This is a genomic window from Acetatifactor muris (assembly GCF_024623325.1).
GTDB lineage: Bacteria > Bacillota > Clostridia > Lachnospirales > Lachnospiraceae > Acetatifactor > Acetatifactor muris.
This window is the reverse complement of the sequence record NZ_JANJZD010000001.1, coordinates 48,606-64,440: the sequence shown is the minus strand read 5'-3', so window position 1 is coordinate 64,440 and position 15,835 is coordinate 48,606. Positions and strand designations below refer to the sequence as shown.

Annotated in this window: 13 protein-coding genes; all 13 read right to left on the bottom strand. The window is 37.2% G+C overall.

Features of this window, described 5'->3' with window-relative positions; all coding sequences use genetic code 11:
- Positions 1-873 (bottom strand): NTP transferase domain-containing protein, encoded by an 873-nt coding sequence (locus NSB25_RS00325; RefSeq protein ID WP_103239576.1) that lies wholly within the window; start codon positions 871-873, stop codon positions 1-3.
- Positions 863-2,632: an NTP transferase domain-containing protein gene (locus tag NSB25_RS00320; RefSeq protein ID WP_103239575.1), complete on the bottom strand. Its 1,770-nt coding sequence runs from the start codon at positions 2,630-2,632 to the stop codon at positions 863-865. Before NSB25_RS00320 ends, NSB25_RS00325 begins: the two co-directional genes overlap by 11 nt.
- Before the next feature lie 110 nt (positions 2,633-2,742).
- Positions 2,743-3,405 (bottom strand): ribulose-phosphate 3-epimerase, encoded by a 663-nt coding sequence (locus tag NSB25_RS00315; protein ID WP_103239574.1) that lies wholly within the window; start codon positions 3,403-3,405, stop codon positions 2,743-2,745.
- A gap of 77 nt (positions 3,406-3,482) precedes the next feature.
- Complete coding sequence (locus NSB25_RS00310; protein WP_103239573.1) at positions 3,483-4,538, bottom strand: NAD-dependent epimerase/dehydratase family protein; 1,056 nt, start codon at positions 4,536-4,538, stop codon at positions 3,483-3,485.
- A 44-nt stretch (positions 4,539-4,582) separates the two neighbouring features.
- On the bottom strand, positions 4,583-5,788 hold the full coding sequence (locus tag NSB25_RS00305; RefSeq protein WP_103239572.1) for a glycosyltransferase: 1,206 nt from the start codon (positions 5,786-5,788) through the stop codon (positions 4,583-4,585).
- Positions 5,778-6,920, bottom strand: coding sequence for a glycosyltransferase family 32 protein (locus NSB25_RS00300; protein WP_103239571.1), 1,143 nt, complete (start codon positions 6,918-6,920; stop codon positions 5,778-5,780). Before NSB25_RS00300 ends, NSB25_RS00305 begins: the two co-directional genes overlap by 11 nt.
- Positions 6,921-6,966: 46 nt before the next feature.
- Positions 6,967-8,115: a glycosyltransferase gene (locus NSB25_RS00295; RefSeq protein ID WP_103239570.1), complete on the bottom strand. Its 1,149-nt coding sequence runs from the start codon at positions 8,113-8,115 to the stop codon at positions 6,967-6,969.
- On the bottom strand, positions 8,106-9,749 hold the full coding sequence (locus NSB25_RS00290; RefSeq protein WP_146040028.1) for a sulfatase-like hydrolase/transferase: 1,644 nt from the start codon (positions 9,747-9,749) through the stop codon (positions 8,106-8,108). The genes NSB25_RS00295 and NSB25_RS00290 overlap by 10 nt, the downstream gene beginning before the upstream one ends.
- A gap of 125 nt (positions 9,750-9,874) precedes the next feature.
- Positions 9,875-11,035, bottom strand: a complete 1,161-nt coding sequence (locus tag NSB25_RS00285; RefSeq protein ID WP_242982396.1) for a glycosyltransferase — start codon at positions 11,033-11,035, stop codon at positions 9,875-9,877.
- 11 nt (positions 11,036-11,046) lie between these two features.
- Positions 11,047-12,258: a glycosyltransferase family 2 protein gene (locus NSB25_RS00280; protein WP_146040027.1), complete on the bottom strand. Its 1,212-nt coding sequence runs from the start codon at positions 12,256-12,258 to the stop codon at positions 11,047-11,049.
- A gap of 19 nt (positions 12,259-12,277) precedes the next feature.
- The gene (locus NSB25_RS00275) at positions 12,278-13,567 is read right to left on the bottom strand and encodes a glycosyltransferase family 2 protein (RefSeq protein ID WP_172455068.1); all 1,290 of its coding nucleotides are present in this window, start codon (positions 13,565-13,567) and stop codon (positions 12,278-12,280) included.
- A 32-nt stretch (positions 13,568-13,599) separates the two neighbouring features.
- Positions 13,600-14,076 carry a hypothetical protein gene (locus NSB25_RS00270; protein ID WP_103239565.1) on the bottom strand — a complete coding sequence of 159 codons (477 nt, stop codon included), beginning with the start codon at positions 14,074-14,076 and terminating at the stop codon, positions 13,600-13,602.
- A gap of 35 nt (positions 14,077-14,111) precedes the next feature.
- Positions 14,112-15,830 (bottom strand): asparagine synthase (glutamine-hydrolyzing), encoded by a 1,719-nt coding sequence (gene asnB, locus NSB25_RS00265; protein ID WP_103239564.1) that lies wholly within the window; start codon positions 15,828-15,830, stop codon positions 14,112-14,114.
- Positions 15,831-15,835 lie beyond the last annotated feature (5 nt).

The window sequence follows — 15,835 nt, the reverse complement described above, 5'->3', positions numbered from 1 at the left end:
TCACATCTGCCTCACTTTCTCCGTCACATAGTCATATTCATAAAAAGTACCTGCCACCTCAAACCTGAACCCTGCAGCAGCATTATCAAAACTTTTATATGCCTGTACATTTATAATGTCTTTTTCCCTACATTCCAGCATGGAAGATACCATTTTTAATATCCCTGAACAAGTATTTTCCAGATAAGAATCATCAAAGTCCCTCAATTCGTCCAATGTGTCAAATTCAAATATTTTGTTATCAGGATATTTCCGGATTTTCATTTTCAGCTTATCCAGATGTTCCATAAAAATCCGCTCCCAGAGCATGTCAACAGTCTCCGGCAGATCATAGACCGAAGTCAGAACAGAAAGGAATTTACTGCTGAACATTTCGCTCCAGAATGCATGTCCCAACATATACCAGGAATCCATTCCTCCTACGGTTACTTTGCTTATATAGCCGTCTGCATCTTCCTCCATACACCATTCGGAAGTCTGTCCCTCTGCATAAACAGCAGCATAATAAGCCTCTTCGACCTCTGCTTCAAAAGGATTCTCAGTAAAGTAATTGTCGGATGAGCAAATATACGTATTCCTCAGATAGTCTCTGACAGCATAAATACTTGCATTGTTATTTCGCATCATATAATCCGGGTTCTCAACCAGAATGACACCAAATCTGTCTCTCAGATACTCAAGTTGCTCCTTCCTGTAGCCTGTTACCACAACAATTTCATGAATTCCAGCTTCCCGAAGCTGTCTGATCTGCCTTTCTATCAATATCTCTCCCTTTACTTTAATCAAGGCCTTAGGCATCTCATAAGACAGCGGTGCAAATCTGCTTGAAGTTCCTGCTGCCATAATGACTGCATTATCTACCTTATACCCCATCTTCCCCTCCAATCCGCTGTGCCGCCAGCTTATAGTATTCCTTCGCATATCTGTATTGCCGCAGAGAATATTCGCCGAATTCTACTCCCAGATTCCTTTTGTATTCACACCAGTTACTCCATAGCAGTCCACACACCGCAATGTAGCAGTAAATTTTTGTTTTAACATTTCCAGGACATGGCCCCTCAAAATAAATATGAATCATCCGATCGATCTGACGTTTATTATATAAAGAATAGATACAAAACATGGCTATATCCACATGTGGGTCCTGCATCCCTGCATACTCCCAGTCTGTCAGCTGAAGTGAAAGCTCCCCTTCTGTTCCCGGATCGAAAAGGAAATTATCCGGCACTGCATCAATGTGCGTCAAAACTCTCTCTTCAATATTCTTCTCAATGAATGGGCGCAGAGAAAAGGCATTCTGTTTGGTCTTTTCATAATCGCGGTAAGCAGAAGCTTTTCCTTCCCACAGGGACTCATAAAAATCAATCATCCTGAAAATATCAAATTCATGCTTCACCTTCAATTTCATCTCATGTAATAATTTCAGTTTTTTTATACACAGTTTCAGATCTGATATGTCATTCGGATCACAACATCGTACACCTTCTATATATTTTGTAATCTTATAACCGTTCCCAGAATTCATATACAAAGGTCTGTCGCACAGTTCCAGACCATCTATTGCCGTATATACCTCCGCCTCCTGCCTTCTGTTAATCAACCGCTCCGTCCCCTCCCCTGGAATCCGCATAATATATTTTTTATCTTCACAGCTGAACAAAAATGAGCGATTGGTCATTCCTTTTTTCAGTACTTCTATATTGACAATATCTGCCGCTTTTACCTCCAGCTGTTGTGCGATTACAGTAATAGCCTCTGAATTCAGCTGATTTGAATGTTCGTCCAGCTCCCGCAACTGCTCGTAAGTGTTAATCTCCACCACATCAGAGCCATGCACAACCCTCGCCCAGACAATCATGCGATCTTTATCAAATAAAGTCTCTTCCCAAAATGAACCATCATATCTGGTGTCACCACATAGTTTATCCACTTTATTACGGACAATGGCCGCCTCTTCTTCTGCCAGATAAGATATCCCTATCATGGCATTTCCTCCTGCCCCTTTCGGAACAGTGACAAGTTCCATTTTCCGGTTTATCCTTACGTCACTGTCATTGTCCACCAGGTCTGAAACCATATACCAGGAGTATAACTCATTTTTCTGAAATGGATTATACTCACACCAGACATCACCTGGTATAACATATGTATTTGACAAATGCCTGCACACAAGCTTCAGCGAATGAAGATTATTTCTCAACGCATAATCATTGTTGACTATCAGTTCCACACCATATTCGTCTATTAAATATTCGAACTGTTCCTTCATAAAGCCAACTACCACATAGACTTTCCTGATTCCCACTGCATGAAGCTGACGTATCATACGCTCAATCAATACTTCTCCATTAACCTCCATCAACGCTTTTGGTATTTCCATGTTGATAGGAACCATCCGCATTCCAAAACCTGCAGCCAATATAACCGCATTTCGAGGTTCCTTCTCCTTGAAAGCTTTATGGGCCTTTGTAGTCAGTCGAACTGCCTCATCAAGGTATCCATTTTTAATCAGTTCTCTTATTGACCTGTTTACTACTCCCAATGAATGGCCGCAGACTTCTGACAGTATTCTCTGATTTATAAAAGGTTCCGACAATAATGATGTCAGAATATCACATTCCTGTTTGTTCATCTGTATGTATGTTCTCCTTTTCATGAAATCTGTTTTTTATCTTTTGATGAACTCAATGTAACAAAAAAATTCCTGCAACTTTATGGAAATTGTTTCGTAATATCGCCTGCTCAGAATTTCAATTCCCGTATGTCTGCCAGGGTTTCTCCATAAGGTCTGTTTTTGCCAAAAAGCAACGTAGTCCCCAATACAAAGCCTTTAACTCCCTTAGGTGCATATTCCAGAATCTTATCCGCGCTGCAGGCTCCATCCCAATAGAGCTCAAAGTCCATATCTTCCTTCATGGAAAGCAGCTTTGTGATTTTCTTTCCCACATAGGGCAAATACATCTGCCCCGCATTACCCGGGTTTACTGACATAACCAATACTTTCTTCACGATGCGCAGCATCTCCATCACCGTTTCCACCGAAGTCCCGGGATTAATGGCAATGCCAGGCACCATCCCGGCATTGATGATACATTGAAGCGTTGTGGAAGGATGATATTCCGCCTCCGGATGAATATAAACCGTGTCTCCTTTCCGCAGACAGGCAAGAAAAATACCAATGTGATTGCTGGGATGTTCTATCATCAGATGCACATCCAGAGGTTTCTCTGTGGCCTCGGCTATGTAACGCATATCGTTTAAAGACATGGCAAAATTTGGAACATAGCGTCCGTCCATAATGTCAATATGGAAGGAATTGATGCCGCCCTCCTCTAAATTTTTTACTTCCTGCTCCAGATGGCCGTAATCGGCACACATCATGGATGCGGTGAGTTCAAAGTTCATTTCTGCAAGTCCTCTCAGTCATCATCTATCAAACAATTAATTTTGTTTCTGAATCACTTTAAAAGTTAATTTTTCAGCTATATACAGTAATATGTTTTGTACCATTCCACAAATCTTTTTAAACCTTCTCTTAATGATGTTGTAGGTATAAAGTCAAAGTCTGTTTTTAAAGTCCTTGTATCAGCATATGTAACTGCTACATCCCCCTGCTGCATAGGAACCAGTCTCTTATATTTTTCAAATTCATAATCTCTTGGCAATATACCCACCTCTATTAACTCTTGTTGAAGAATTCCAACAAAGTCCAACAGATTTTCTGGTTGTCCGTTACCAATATTATAAACAGCATACGGAGGTTGCAAATTTTCATTTTCTTTATTCATTCTTAGCGGTGCTTTACATAATATATAAGTTAATCCCCGCACAACATCGTCTATATATGTAAAATCTCTCTTGCATTTACCATAATTAAAAATCTGAATTTCTTCTCCTCTTCTCAGTTTATCAACAAATCCAAAATATGCCATATCCGGTCTTCCGGCCGGACCATACACTGTAAAAAATCGGACCCCTGTAATCGGTATATTGTATAATTTTGCATAAGCATGTGCAAAAAGCTCATTCGACTTTTTAGTTGCTGCATATAAACTTACTGGAAAATCTGTTTTATCTTCTGTACTATAAGGAATCTTTTTATTCAGGCCATAAACACTTGAAGAACTTGCAAATACCAAATGTTCTACTGAATAATTGCGACATGCCTCTAAGACGTTATAAAAACCTATTATATTTGACTCTATGTATGTGTCAGGATTATTAATAGAGTATCGAACTCCCGCCTGTGCGGCTAAATTTATAACAATTTGCGGTCTGTATTGCTTAAAAACTGAAAGTACAAGTTCCTTATCTGTTATATCACCTTTTATAAATATAAAAGAAGCTTCTTTTAGCAGCCACCCAAGTCTGTATTCTTTTAATGATACATCATAATATGAATTCATATTATCAATACCTACAATTCTGATATCATTATAAATATCGAACAGTTTTCTGGCCAAAGTTGCACCAATAAAGCCTGCCACACCTGTAATTAATATAACTTTTCCACCTAATTTAATATCAACTTTATCCACGATATTTTTCTGCTCCTCCAGTCAAAATCTATCCCTGCCCGTCTCTATATATTCTCCACTAACCAGAACGGTAATTTTGCATTTTTTAGATTTTCCTTTCTTACAAAATCAATTTTATCAGCCCGAACCCCCTGACTGACTAAATCTCTTTTCACTTTTTCACCAATATTCTCATTTAAGATTGAAATCACCAGCCTATCATAGCTATTAGTAAAAATAACCTCAAGCCTGTCCATCACCATTCCCTGCTTTATATATTGATCTGCTCTCTTATCTGTCCAGCCAGACAAACAGATCTCATCAGAATGTTCTACATACTCTTTTACAATTCTTCCAAAACCACCTGCTCCATACACCAGCACCCTGTCTCCCTGTCGCACACTGTCAAAAGGAAAGAGAAGCATTTCATCTATCTTTGAATATCCCTTCAGGCAAAGAAGAAAAAACATGTAGTATTTTATTTGAAGCTCTCCATATGGCATAGGCAATGTTCGTCTCAGAAGTTTATAAATCTCCCGAAATCGCTCTTTTTCTATCTCTCCACATTGCTTTACAATTGAGCCTTCCCGTTGCCTATAATGATAAGGAGTACTATCAATAGCCATAATTGAATCTGCATTTGCCATACATAAAAAACTGCTCACAGCATCTTCCGCAAAAGAAATTGTATCGGGAATCTCTGCAATACATCGTATAAAAAGCTCTCGGTTAAGTAATTTGTCACATAAATGTGGTAATATTGTCCATTCAAAAAAAACATCCGTCATTGGAATGTTCCTCACTAATTGTTCCAGACTTTTCCCAGAATACAGCCCTTTTTTTATCTTATTCTTCTTTTCGTTTTGATAAAGTCCATATTCCTCTACACATCCAAATGCTATGATATCAGGAAAATCTTCACCGCAAATCTCTGCCTTAATATGCAGTACTTCTTCGTATGCATTTTCATCAATCCAATCATCCCCATCAACAAATGCTATATACTTCCCGATCGCCTTACTTGCGCCCGCTTTCCGTGCGCTAACCAATCCACCATTTTCTTTATGAATAACTTCTACTCTTTCGTCTTTAGCAGAAAAATGATCACATATAAAAGAACTCCCGTCTGTGGAGCCATCATCAACAAGTATAATCTGAAGATTCTTGTATGATTGACGACATATACTTAAAATACATTTATATAAATATTCTTTTACGTTATATACTGGTACAATTACACTAATCAACGGTACTTCTTTATCAGTTTTCATTATCACTTTCCATGTCTCCAAATACTATTCTTTTACATATTTCTTTGAAGCTTTCTGCAGTCTTCTGATTCATCTGACGTAACTTTTCATCCAGCCATCCTCCGTTAAAGTGATGAATCGAAAAAGTATTTTCAGTAATAAACATCTGTCCTGTCATATAATCGTATGGATGAAAATAATCATATGAATAGATGTTCATTCCTAAGATTTTCTGATTATATCCATTAATTTTGTAACCATTATCAAGTATAACTCTGGTATCATAAAATCCACATGTATTCTTGTTTATCATTCCATTTTCATCTATAAAACTGATTTTTTCTCTATAATCCAGAAGCTTTTTCAACGCCTGCTGTCCTTTCACAGCACCACTGCATCCACCAAAATTAAGTATCTGCCATTTTTCAACTCCGCAAAATGCCTCCTGATATAACAGCTCATCCAAAGGTCGTATCAGTTCTACATCTGTATCCAGATAAATGCCGCCATAATTGTATAGAATATCCAATCTGGCATAATCTGGAATAAAGCCATATGCTCCGTTTTGATAAGCTTGTTTCATGTATAAGTTTTTACTAACATCATAGTTTGTCTCATCCCATCGGATAATCTCATAATCCGGACAGAATTCCTTCCAGCTATTTACACATTTCTGCAGGTTTTGTGGTAACCTTTTTCCACCAAACCACATATAATGAATTTGTTTAGGAATTAGTTTTCTTGAAAAATCCTTTACTGCACCACTCCACTTATCATTATTAAAATTATATATACACATCAAAGGCATAATGTAACAAGTCAACATTCCCTGCCATTTTTCCAAAGCTTCCAACTGTTCTAACGCTTCCGCATACCTGCTTATATTTAGCAAAACAGCTATTTGCGTTGTATATTTTCTTATGTACTGAGGAGAAGATACTTTTACTGTTTTATCTGATATATTTATCTCCTTTCCCCACTTTTCACAGTCATTATCCAAATAGCAAATTACATACTGTAAAAGACCATTGTCCTTCAATATTTCCGGTACTGTCACTGTACCAATTGCTCCTGCACCAAACAGCATTATCTTTTGATCACTTTTCTTGATTTCTGCTGCCATACTCGAAAATGCACAACACTTAATATTCATAAAAGAGTCCTCTTTTTTATTTGCGACGCAATTACCTCTATGATTATTAGTCTGCAAAGGTCCCTTCTGTAGGTTCCTCTTCCATCACAGTATCAAATAATTTCTCAATCTGTGAGATGTAGGTATCAATCGAGAAACGTTCTACAGATTTTCTGCACTCATTTCTCAATTTCTTACAATCTGCCCCCATTAACTCTAAAATAGCTTCTACCGCTTCACTATCTGTATGAATTATTCTTCCGCACCGTGCCCCATTAGTCAGTACATCACACCCTCCGACATTTGTTGAAACAAACGGAATTCCCAGGGCCAAAGCTTCCATAACTGACATGGGAAATCCTTCTGATTCTGAAAAAAGACACAACACTGAGGCCTGCTTTATAATGGGATATGGATTATCGACATAGCCTAAAAGTTTTACAACCCCATCCAATCCTTCTTTCGTTATTTCCATTTCCAATTCTTTTCTGAGCTTTCCATCTCCAAGATAATAAAGTCGTACATCTGGTCTGATCTGATATACTTTTTTAAAAATGCAAAGCAACCTCAGAGGATTTTTATTCTTATCCAGCCTGGCTACCGAAATAATTGCATTATTATCCAATTTCTCTATTGTATCTTCCATTGCCTGTTTTCGCACATTATCTAAATCAATTCCATTATATATTTTGATAACTTTTTCCCTGTGTTCTGGGAATAACTCTACCAGCGATTTTTTAGTAAAATCACTAATCGCTACAATCTTCTTCACTTTTTGAAAAGCCTTGCCCTGTAATTTACGTTCTCGTTCAGCATTTTCTAATGCTAAATCATATATATCAGTGTGAATCCATGCAATATTTTTGGTTTCTGCAGGTAACAAGAAAGTAGGAATCTGATAATTAAAAGATACATACAGATCATAGTCTCCCTTAATATACCTGGCTGTTAATACCTCAGGAGTATAATATGCCTGGTATCCTTTTTTCTGATGATCTGGTGTCTCCACTTTTTCTATGGGTGGCAGTACATGGATATTACTATTTACAGGTTCCGATTTTAAATCTGAATGTTCATATTCAATAATACTGATATCATACTTTTCCGGATTCAGGTGATTTACAATCATAGTGAGTAATGTCTCCGCACCACCGCCATATGTATAGGACCATATAATAAATAAAATTTTTTTTCGTGAATTTTGTTTTATGTCCATACCGTAATCATTTCCTCTATTTGTGCCAGCAAATTCTTTTTTAAAATAATATCCGAAATTTTTTCGTCCGAAGCAGAATTATACAATTCTATAACACCATCCTCATATACCACTAATTTATAACCTTCCTGAAACAAAAAGACTTCGAATGCCTTGCTTCCTCGTTCACATCCTATCTTCTGGTACAGGTATTGGAAATCAGCATTATATAATGCTGATCGCACCACCTTCACATAAGCATGGTCTATTTCCTTCACCGCTTTCCCCTGCAACAGGCATATTAGCATATTATTCAAATCCATAAGCGAACATATTTTATCGCTTATCCCCACACCTGTTTCTTCATCGCAAATTACCAAAGGTACCTGTATCAATTCTTCTCCAAAAGTCAACTGTGGATATGACACATCTCCCAATTCTGCGTTCTTTCCTAAAAGTACATTTCCATGATCCGCATAAATAATCATCTTGCAGCAAAGCTGTTCCAGAATAGGTGCCAGTAAATCATCCAGATATCTTAGTGTATCTCTGTGCTGAGCTACATAGTCCGTTTTCAATTTCCCTCCGTTACGGCTCAGAAAGTCAAACAGAATATTGGTTCCCTCTGTCACAAGCGCCCCTTTTGTGTAAGGGTTTGGATAGGAATAATGGCTTTCATAAAGTATATGGACATAGAATAGTCCATTCTTTTCGTCAACTGCATCTAACAGAAAATCCCACAGCTTCTCCGCTGCAGTCTGATAACTTTCAGTGACCACGATATGTTTGCTTTTCACATAATGACAGGAATCCGTATAAAACCGAATCTTCCTTTCCTGCTTTATGGCCTCTTTGATAAATGGACATTCTTCCTCTTCTATTTCATTTTTTTCATAGTATCTTGTGCTTAAGTCATTATTTCCACTGTATGCCGGAATCAGACTCTCATAAGTAGATGTAGATGCCGAATACGCATTTGTAAAAGAGTATCCTCTATACAAAATAAACCTCTTTACTCTTTCCATCTCTCCTGAAAACAAATCCTGTCGCCTAAGTCCATCAATACAGAGCATCAGCACATTTTTTTTAGATATCACAGATGCAGCCTGCAACTCCATCCTATATATTCTATACAGGTATTTCAAAAGTTCTTTCATCTTTCTGTCATGGTTCTCTCTTAAAGCTTCTTCCATGCATCTTATTGCACTTGAAAAATCCTTAATCAATACAAATTCCTTTACTAAATCCTCCACAAAGTCTTCTTGATATTTCACATTTTTTTGTTCCCACAATTCACAGTTCATTCTGTTGATTCTGGCATACCGGGCATAAGGGTAATTCTCTGCATAATATTCACAACTTAAATCAATTCCATTTTCGTAAAGTTTTTCATAAATATCCAGATATTTCATCTGTGGATAACGGCTTCTAATAGTCTCAACAATTTCTTTCCTGTACTTATATGTGGATATAATGATACCATCAATCTCTTTTTCCCCTATCTTTTCGCTGGTAATAACTTCAAATCCACTATCACCGGTGTAAAACTCGTCGATAATGTACTTAACTCTCCTCATTTCAAAAATGTAGTCAGTCATCAGCATACGTGTATGTTCTCCATAACACCATAGCGCAGGAATTTTACAATTCTTCACAAATCTTTCGATTTCTTCTTTGATGATACGACTGACTTTTCTGCTTCTGTTTCCGACTTCTAATCCCAGAAGGCTCAGCAGTTCTTCATAGGCCTGTTCCAGCTGTTTTTTCATAGGCACATTATTCACACCACAAGCTTTGGCTGTCTCCATACTATTTTCTCCCTTCCAATGCCTTTCGCCGCCAGCTCATCCGCAATCATTCTCGCCGTTTCTTCCCGCAATACAGCAACCACAATGACATCACAGTCGCATACCGTAATCTCATCCGCCTCAATTACTTTCATGAAATCACACTTATATTTCTCTGCACATCTATCCGAAACTGCCATCAATGTGCAACGCATATCTCTTCGAAGTTGTGTGTAATAATCCTGTCCCACTTCTCCCATACCATATAAAAGGATTTTCTTCCCAGCCAATTCATCTATAATGGGATACTGATACACAGGACACACTGTATTGGTCAGTTGCCTCATGCATATCAGCAAGTTCCTGAGATAAAAGTGCTCCAGTTCTGCTTTCAGCGCTCTATATAATTCATAATCTTCAAACAATTTTCCCAAAGACTTATATAATTCTGTTTCACGTTGAATATTATCCAGGTTTCGTTCATTACATATAGAAGTTTCACGTTTCATATAATGGTACCAGGCCTCAGGTACTGTCCCAAAAGAATCACATCTCATAATACACGAGCATATGCACCACAAATCCTCCCCATAGGAAAGCTTATCCTGCATCCCCATATATGCCGAACCCAGAAATTCCTTTTTAAAAAGTTTTGACCAGATACTGGAAGACACTGCCTCGCTGTCTGTAGGATCCAGTATCATTTTTTTAATAATATTTTCTCTGCTTTTTCTGTTATTTAATATGTATTTTTTCTTTGTTTTCACAGAAAACTTCTGACCATCATTTTTAAAGTACCCGGAATGGATAAAGTCTACCTGCATCTCTTCTATGTAATGAGCAAGCATTTCGTACATTTCTCGCTCTATATAATCATCCCCATCTACAAATCCTATATACTCTCCCTCTGCAGCCTTTATTCCTTCCTTCCTCGCAGAAACAAGTCCTCCATTATCCTTATGAATGACTTTAATTCTGTTATCATATGCTGCAAACCTATCACATATTTTCCCGGAATTATCTGTGGATCCATCGTCTACCAAAATAATTTCCAGATTTTTATAAGATTGAGCTATTATACTTGATATACATTTGTCCAGATATTGTTGAATATTATAGATGGGAACTATTATGCTGATTTTTTTGTTACTCAAAATTTCTCCTTCTACCACATGGATAATAGTGGTAATTCCCATACTATTTTTCTTTCTTCCATCCCAAGGCTAACTAACTCTTTTTTTATTTGGTGTGCTAATTGCTCATCTTGTACCGCTATTATGCACACATCTATATCTACTCCCCCCCACACTCTCTTTACAGGCAAACTTTCATTCTGATATTTTTCATACTGTTTATCCTGCCAAATGACTTCTTTGCAATACCCGGTTTTTTTAAGCTGCGCATAAAACGATTTTCCCACTGCCCCCGCTCCATACAACAAGATTCTACTATCAGGCTTTACCAGATGAAAGGGAAATAAATACTGCTGCATTTTGGGCACTTCTTGCACAATTTTTTTAACTTTCAGCTCACATTTTGCCCATAACAAACCACATACAAAATAATCCAACTGCCTCATCAAGGAACTATGTACATCATGTTTTTCAAATATATCTTTCAGATAACAATATAATTTTTCTACTTTATATTCAAAATTTTGATCATCATAATATCTATTCTGATAGTTCTCATATTGCCGATGATAGTAAAAGCACTCTTTCGTGATATAGGAAGATTCTGCTTTCAGCATATATGGATATAAAACTGCGGTGTCCTCACCAAACAAATATCCATATCTTTCTTCTGCATCTTTGACAACCGGGTATAATAAATCTTTCCTGAAAATTTTTATAGCCAAGCTGGCATCAATTCCCCGCCTGGAAAAAACACCGTCACACAGCATATGCGTCAAAACTTTTTCTTTGTAATCTACTCCCACATATTTGCCTTCTTTGATTGTGTCATGATCCCAGATACAATGTTCCCTGGAAAAGTATCTGATAATTCCTGAAGTAACCAGGTCAACCTGTTCTCTTTTTACTATCTCATATAACTTTTCACACATTTCCGGCATAATCCAGTCATCTGCATCCACAAACATAATATATCCTGCATTTGCAGCGTCCAACCCCGCTCTTTTGGCACTTAGCGTTCCTCTGTTTTCTTGCTGAATTACTTTTATTCTTTCGTCATTTTCAGCAAACCCCAGGCATACAGAATAGGATCCGTCTGTAGAGCCGTCATCAACAAGAATAATTTCCAATTCCCTGTATGTTTGATTTATAATACTCTGAATGCATTTTCCCAAATATTGTTCCGCATTATATAGTGCTACTATTATTGCTATCTGTGCATCTGTCTTTTCTGTTTCACGCATCTTATATCTGACCACTCCGTTATAAATCAATCTCAAATATAATATCTTCTAAAAGAATAAGAAGACTCGCGACCTTCCCGCTCAAATCCATTTTTATATCATCTGTATGGTGCACTGTTGTTATAACAATTGCATCCACCTCTTTTAGGGTATCATTCAATGATACTACTTCCTTTAGAGAACATCTGATTCCACTATACCGATCTATACCATATACGACATGTACGGGACTGTCTTTTAATTCATCAACTAAACATTCCCCGACCTCGCCCATTCCATATATGGCAATATTCACAAGCCCTTTCTTCGAAAACCAGTCAGCCAGACTCTTTCCTCTCTGTTTCAGCTTTAACCAACGATTCATCAAGCCAAAAAGTCTTTTATATTTTTCTGCTTCCTGTTCTTGCTTACTACCAGTCTTTCCATCATTTGCACTTTGTAAATACAGCTTCTCCGATAACCTTTCCTTCAGTTTTTGGCTGTCATATTCATTTTTCAAATGTTTATTGTCTGCCAAACGTTCTGCAATCCCAAGTAATAATTCCCTTTCTTTCTGATCGTACTGTTTTACTTCTCCCAAGCAAAAATTTGACCAGACTTTAAACTCATCATCATTCAGTTCAATACCCATATCTCTAAGGATTTTATTCCTTGTAACATCAGCACAATTTTTTTGCTCACTTCTGTATTTTGAACCAATTTGACCCGCATGCGCTCTATACCGCACTAAAACTTCCGGTATATTAGCAAGTTTCCCAAACTCAGAAAGCTGATAAGCAAAAAAATAATCCTGCGCATATTTCAAATCTTCATTGTACTTAACAGCATACTTTTTAATCACATCATTTCTTACAATAAATGTAGGATGCATAATGGCAGTATTAAAAATTAAGTCAATACGGATATCCATATCATTCAAATGAGTTTTTGTAATATCATGCACTTCTCCAAAGCATTGCATCCAGCAGCCAGATAAAACCACATCCGGATTTACTTCCATAAAGGCAACTTGCTTTTCTATCCTGTCTGGCGCTGCAATATCATCTGCATCCATTCTCATAATATATTTCCCTTGGGCAATTCCCAAAGCTCTGTTCAGGTTTTTAGTCAACCCCACATTTTCTATATTTCTGATTTTTATAATTCTATCATCCACAATGCTTTTAATCACATTCCAGGTACCGTCATCAGAGGCATCATCAATCAATATCATTTCCCAGTCTCTGTAAGTCTGAGCAATAATGCTGTCCACCATCTCTTTCAAATATTTTTTACAGTTAAATGCTGAAGTAATAATTGATACCTTCATATGGTAGTCCCTTCTCATGATAATATGATGCTCTAAACCTCAAAGATAATATCTTCCAAAGATATTATTGGACAATTCACTATCTCTTCCAGCATATCCCGAATTTCATCAAAGGCCCCAATAGCAGTTACAACTATTGCATCTACATTGTCTGTCATCTCCTCTACCGAATACACCATCACTCCATCCACCTTTTTGCCAGAATTTCTATCTACAGCATAGTTCACATGTATGGTTGTATCCTTCAGCTCATTCAGTAATGTCTGTCCCACATAGCTCACTCCGTAAACTGCAATTTTTCTATAACCATTCCGCTCAAAATACAGAGATAATTCTTTACCTTCCTGTCGATTACGCACCCATTGATTCATCATCAGAAACAAGTCCAAATGTTTGTCTGACATTTCTTGTTTCTCTGTCAGCTTTTCATTTAGATATTTTCCTATAGCGCTGCCTCCCGCCACAACACCAATAAGAAATGATACTGTTCCAAAAATACTCTTTTTCATCTTATCTCCACGTCTTTCCTTACTTTAGCATTCTGCTATAATTTCCATAAATCATAAATCAGTTTTTCCTGTGGGCCTGCTTTCTTACTGATATATGAAACTGGAATACTAAATCCCTGTTTTTTTCTGTCAAAAAATTCTTTCTGTATTTCATTTCTATATGCATGTTTTAATAATCCTTTTAATTCCCCGTTAGGATTACATTCCTGTTCTGTTAATGAAAATGCAAAGTCCACTACTTCTCTGTCCAGAAAAGGCACCCTTGCTTCAAGAGAGGCTGCCATGGAAGTTCTGTCCACCTTAGTCAAAATATCTCCGTTCAGATATGTCATAAAGTCCAAATAACGCATCCTGGTATAAGGTGGCAAATCCTTATGGTAGTATTTTCTATAATACCAAAAATCATCATACTCTCTTGGAATACCAAACTTCTTTCTCAATCGTTTTCTTTCAGAAAAATCAATCTTCGCATACCACGGCGCCAGCATGGCCAGATCTTCTTCTAATATTTGATCAAAACAGCCTCCGAATAAATCCAGTTCCCTGGCATACTTGATATATAAATCTGAGATGATTTTATTTGTATATTTCCTTTTCTGGAGTGTATCTCTGCAATATGCACATCTTGCGTATCCTCCAAATAATTCATCTCCGCCATCTCCTGTTAAGACAACTGTAACCTGTTCCTTTGCATACGTAGATACAAAATATGTCGGATAAGCAGAAGTGTCTGCAAAAGGTTCATCAAACATTTCCTTCAGTTTGAAATACAATCTGCTAAAATCTGAACTTTCAAATGTCTTTAAATGTAACTGTACTCCCAGCAGTTTCGCCGCCTCACGAGCATATTTCGATTCATCATATCTTCTGTCAGAAAATCCGATAGAAAAAGCTGCTATCTGTCTGTTTACATTATTTTTGGTTTCCGCTGTTATTATGCTGGAGTCCACCCCTCCACTCAGAAATGTCCCCACTGGTACGTCCGCCACTACCTGCCTTTTTACAGCATTGCATAAATGAAATTTCAGCTCTGATGCCTTGTCATCCATTTCCTTTTCACTTAAAGGATTCCCTGCCTTTGAATTTAAGCATACTTTCCAATATTTTTTTATGCTAAGAATTCTTCGGGCCTCAATATCATAGACAAGCATACTGGCTGCAGGCAGTTTTTTCACCTCACGATACATGCTTTTAGGTTCTGGAATGTATAAATATGTATGGTAATCATATAGTGCAGTATTATCCAGAGTTAATTGAATATCAGTTCCCAGTTGTTCAAATGCTTTCAATTCAGAGGCAAAGGCAAAATCCCGGCCATTTTCATAATAATATAACGGTTTTACTCCACACCTATCCCTAAACAAATAGAGCTTTCTCTCTAATTCATCATATATTGCAAATGCAAAAATACCATCAATATATTCTACTAATTTTTCCCGCCAATTTGAAAACGCATAAAGCAATACTTCTGTATCGGATTTCGTTTTAAAAACATAACCGCTTTGTATTAGCCTGTCCCGTACCTTGCCATAATCATAGATTTCACCATTAAATACAATCGTATATCTTTTGTCCTTTGAAACCATAGGCTGCATTGCATTATTGTTTAGATCGATAACAGATAGTCTTGTAAATGCAAATGTAAAATGTCGTGCCTTATGTATACTCACTGCATCGGGACCCCTGTGAAATAATTTTTTGATTGCACTTTGATAGTCCCATTTTTCATTATTCCCGCCTAAAATTCCGCACATAGTAA

Coding starts and splice junctions, on each gene's coding strand:
- NSB25_RS00295 (WP_103239570.1), bottom strand. CDS start 8,115: ATGGACATAAAACAAAATTCACGAAAAAAAATTTTATTTATTATATGG.
- NSB25_RS00315 (WP_103239574.1), bottom strand. CDS start 3,405: ATGAACTTTGAACTCACCGCATCCATGATGTGTGCCGATTACGGCCAT.
- NSB25_RS00305 (WP_103239572.1), bottom strand. CDS start 5,788: ATGAAAACTGATAAAGAAGTACCGTTGATTAGTGTAATTGTACCAGTA.
- NSB25_RS00280 (WP_146040027.1), bottom strand. CDS start 12,258: ATGCGTGAAACAGAAAAGACAGATGCACAGATAGCAATAATAGTAGCA.
- NSB25_RS00325 (WP_103239576.1), bottom strand. CDS start 873: ATGGGGTATAAGGTAGATAATGCAGTCATTATGGCAGCAGGAACTTCA.
- asnB (WP_103239564.1), bottom strand. CDS start 15,830: ATGTGCGGAATTTTAGGCGGGAATAATGAAAAATGGGACTATCAAAGT.
- NSB25_RS00275 (WP_172455068.1), bottom strand. CDS start 13,567: ATGAAGGTATCAATTATTACTTCAGCATTTAACTGTAAAAAATATTTG.
- NSB25_RS00320 (WP_103239575.1), bottom strand. CDS start 2,632: ATGAACAAACAGGAATGTGATATTCTGACATCATTATTGTCGGAACCT.
- NSB25_RS00270 (WP_103239565.1), bottom strand. CDS start 14,076: ATGAAAAAGAGTATTTTTGGAACAGTATCATTTCTTATTGGTGTTGTG.
- NSB25_RS00300 (WP_103239571.1), bottom strand. CDS start 6,920: ATGAATATTAAGTGTTGTGCATTTTCGAGTATGGCAGCAGAAATCAAG.